The following is a 3,665-nucleotide window of genomic DNA, read 5'->3' on the forward strand; positions in this document are numbered from 1 at the left end:
TCAGCGGCCCGGTCAGCAACTCCGCCAGGTGCAGGTACGCGCAGGCGACGTCCTCGGGCTGGCCGGCGCGCTCGGCGGTGTCGAGGGCGTCGCGCATGACCGCCAGACCGGCGTCCGGGTCCTCCAGGAAGGCGTCGCTGAAGCCCAGCGCCGAGCTGGCCAGCACGACCTCCGTGGCGGACCCCTCCACGTTCTCGGCCAGCGCCAGCGCCTCCCGCGCCCGCTCACCGGCGTCGGCGTACCGGCCCAGGTGCAGCAACAACTCGGCCAGGCGGGCGGCGGCCGCGGCCCGGTCGCGCGGGGAGCAGTCCGCCGCCTTCAGCGCCCGCTGGTACTCCTCCTCGGCCAGCGCCGAGCGACCGGCGGCGGCCAGGTAGCGGGCCCGGCGGATGTGCAGCGCGCAGTTCGGTTCGCCGCCCTGGAGCGTGGCCAACTCCTCCAGCAGGGCCAACGCGCGGGCGTGCTCCCCACAGTGGTGGGCGGCCTCGGCGGCGTTTCCGAGCAGCTCGACCCGGTCCACCGCGAGCGGACCCGAGTCGGCGGCGAGCTGCAACGCCGCCGACCAGTGCCGGTGCGCCTCGGCGTAGCCACCCAGCCGCTCGGCCTCCTGCGCGGCGGCCACCGCCGCCGGCAACGCGCGCGCCGGGTCACCGGCCAGCCGCCAGTGGTGTGCCAGCCGGGCCTGGTGCAGCTCACCCGGGGCCGCGGTCAGCGCCTCGGCGTAGCGGCGGTGCAGTCCGGAACGCTCGGCCGGCAGCAGCTCGTGCGCCAGCACCTCGGCGACGAGGCGGTGCCGCAGCCGGTAGCCGTCGTCGGCGCCGACCAGCAGCCGGTGCGCCACGGCCGCGCGGGCCGCGTCGATCAGCTCGTCCTCGGGCAACCGCAGCACCTCGGCCAGCAGCCAGTGCTGCACCGGCTCCACGCCGGCAGCCACCGCGTGCACCACCGCGTGCGCGTGCTGCGGCAGCGCGTCGACCCGGTCGAGGAAGATCTCCCGCAGCGTCTCGGACAGACCGTCGCGGCCGTCGCGCAGGTCGCGGGCCAGCTCCTCGATGACGAACGGGTTGCCTCCGCTGCGCTGCCACACCTGGTCGGCCGCGTCCCCGGACAGGGGCCGACCGACCACCGCCGCGGCCAGCTCCTCGGTCTCGGTTCGGCCCAGCGGTGCCAGGTCGAGCACCCGCACCGTCCGCAGGCGACGCAGCTCGGTGAGCACCCGGCGCAGTGGGTGCGCGCCCTGCAACGACTCGGCGCGTACCGCTGCCAACACCGAGAGCTGCAGATCGCCCAGACCGGCCAACAGATAGAGCAGCAACTGCCGGGTGCTGCGGTCGACCCACTGCAGGTCGTCGAGAATCAACACCAGTGGTCTGCCCTCGGCGATCAGGTGCAGCCCGCGCGAGACCCGCTCCAGCAACGCGCCCGCGCCGTCCGGACCGGCGGTCTCGTCGGCGACCATCTGCAACAGCCCGCGCACCGCCGACGAGCTGCGCTTGCGAGAGGCGGACAGGTCGGCGTCGTAGCGGCGCAGCGCCTGCAACAGCGGGTGCAGCGGGGAGGCGTCGCCGATGTCCAGGCAGCTGCCGGTGAGCACCACGGCGCCCTGGTCACGCAACCGGTCGCCGATCTCGCCCAGCAACCGGGTCTTGCCCACACCGCTCTCGCCGGTCAGGAAGACGGCGGCGGTCTGCCCGTGCGCCGCGTCACCGAGCAACGCGGACCGGACCGTCCGCACCAGCTCGGCCCGACCCACGAGCGGTGCGGTGTCCACATCGCTGGCCATGGCACGCAGCCTAATCACAGGGCCCCGCACCGTTCTACGGCCATCCGCCGCTTGTGGTACTCCTCGCGTCGACTTTGCGACTAAAGGTTGCGGGTGGCCGACATACGTCGTTCTGCAGATCCCCCGTGGGCCCAGGGATGCCAATCTCCGGAGGTCATCAGGCAGAAGCGGGAAGAAGGGCCGGTGCGATACCCATGACCAGCAGCATCGTCGTCATCGACCCGCAGCGAACCGGGACCGGACACTGGCCGGTGCCGGAGGAGAGACGCACAGTCACCGTCCTCTTCGCCGACATCGTCGGCTCCACCGGTCTGGTGGACCGGCTAGACCCGGAGGACGTCCGCGCCCTGCAACGGGCCTACTTCGACACCGTCGCCGGCGTGCTGCACCGCTGGCAGGGAGTCGTGGAGAAGTACGTCGGCGACGCGGTGATGGCCCTCTTCGGCGCTCGGCACTCGGACGGCTTCGACGCGTACCGGGCGGTGCGCGCCGGGCTCGAGATCCAGGCCGCGCTGGACCGTCGGCCGATGGTCGGCGACATCAGACTGCGCGTACGCGTCGGTGTCGCCACCGGTGAGGTCGTGGTCGACCTGGGCGGCGCCGTCAGTGGCGGGCACGGCGTGGCCAGCGGCGCGGTGATCACCACAGCGGCCCGCCTCCAGGAGTACGCGGAGCCCGGCTCAGTGGCGCTCTGCGCGGCCACCGCACGGGCCACCGCCGGCCTGATCACCCAGCGTCAGCTGGCGGCGGTGCCGGTCTCCGGACGGGTGCCTCCGATGCCGGTCTGGCACGCCGTCGGCCTGGTACGCCCCGGCACCGACCGCCACGACGGCCCGCTGATCGGCCGTCGCCGTGAACTGGCCACCATCCGCGACCAGGTGAGCGAGGCCATTCGCGAGCACAGCCCGAGGTGGCTGTCAGTGGTCGGCCCGACCGGCAGTGGCCGCAGCCGCCTGCTGCACGAGTTGACCCGGGGACTGACCACTGTGGACGGCGCGCCGGTCCGGTGGTGCGTGGCGACCTGCCAGCCGTACCCCGATCAGGTCCTGGCCCCGGCCGCCGATCTGCTCCGTGGCCTCGCGGGGGTGCGGCACGGCGACGGCCCGGCGGTGGTCCACGACCGGCTGGTCGCCGCCCTGACGTCGCTGTTCCCGCCGGAGCGCGTCGCGGCGGCGGTCCCCGCTCTGCAGCGGTTCCTCACCACCCCGGACAGCTCGTCGGCGGCGCTGGCGGGCGCGGCGATCTGCCGGGACGTCCTGTTGCGTCTGGCCGCTCACCAGCCGCTGATCGTCGCCGTGGACGACGTGGACCGGGCGGCGCCCGCGATGAGCCGGTTCCTGCACGCGCTGTTCAGCACGGCGACGGCGCGCGGGTTGCCGCTTGCCCTGATCACCCTGCACCAACCGCAGTGGGCCGACACCCGGCCGAGCCCGGCGCGACGGATGACGATCGGACCCCTGGCCACCGTGCAGTCCGGTCGGCTGCTGCGCCACCTGCTCAGCCGGGCCGGGCAGCCGGTGACCCTGGCCGACCGGTTGCTGCCGCTGGTCGGAGGTCGACCCGGGCACGCGGCGGCGTACGTCGCGTCGCTCGTGGACGGTGCCGACCCGGCGGCGCTCCCCCTGCCCGAGGCGCTACGCCGGGTCGTCGGAGCGGAGCTGGACCACCTCGACGGTGAGCGGCGGGCGGTGCTGATGGCCGCCGGCACCCTCGGCGGTGTGATCTCCGGTGCTGCCGTCGACCGGGCCCTCGGCTGGACGCCCGGTCGGTCCGCACCCGCGCTACGAGGGTTGGTCGCCGCCGGGCTCCTGCTCCACCACCGCACCGGCGGGTACGCGTTCGCCGCGCCCGCGCTGCGTCAGGTCGCCGCCGAGCGCCTGCC

The 3,665-nt window shown here is 74.5% G+C and carries 2 protein-coding genes; one reads left to right on the top strand and one right to left on the bottom strand.

Annotation, left to right across the window (positions count from 1 at the left end; all coding sequences use genetic code 11):
• Positions 1-1,783, bottom strand: a 1,783-nt coding sequence (locus tag ACWCO3_RS32795; RefSeq protein WP_450013801.1) for an ATP-binding protein, incomplete at its 3' end; no start/stop codon positions are given.
• Positions 1,784-1,977: 194 nt separating this feature from the next.
• On the opposite strand from ACWCO3_RS32795, the gene ACWCO3_RS32800 reads away from it, so the two are divergent.
• Positions 1,978-3,665 (top strand): adenylate/guanylate cyclase domain-containing protein (locus ACWCO3_RS32800; RefSeq protein ID WP_450013803.1); only part of this gene is annotated, 1,688 nt, incomplete at its 3' end.

It is taken from the genome of Micromonospora sp. NPDC002411 (assembly GCF_053592955.1).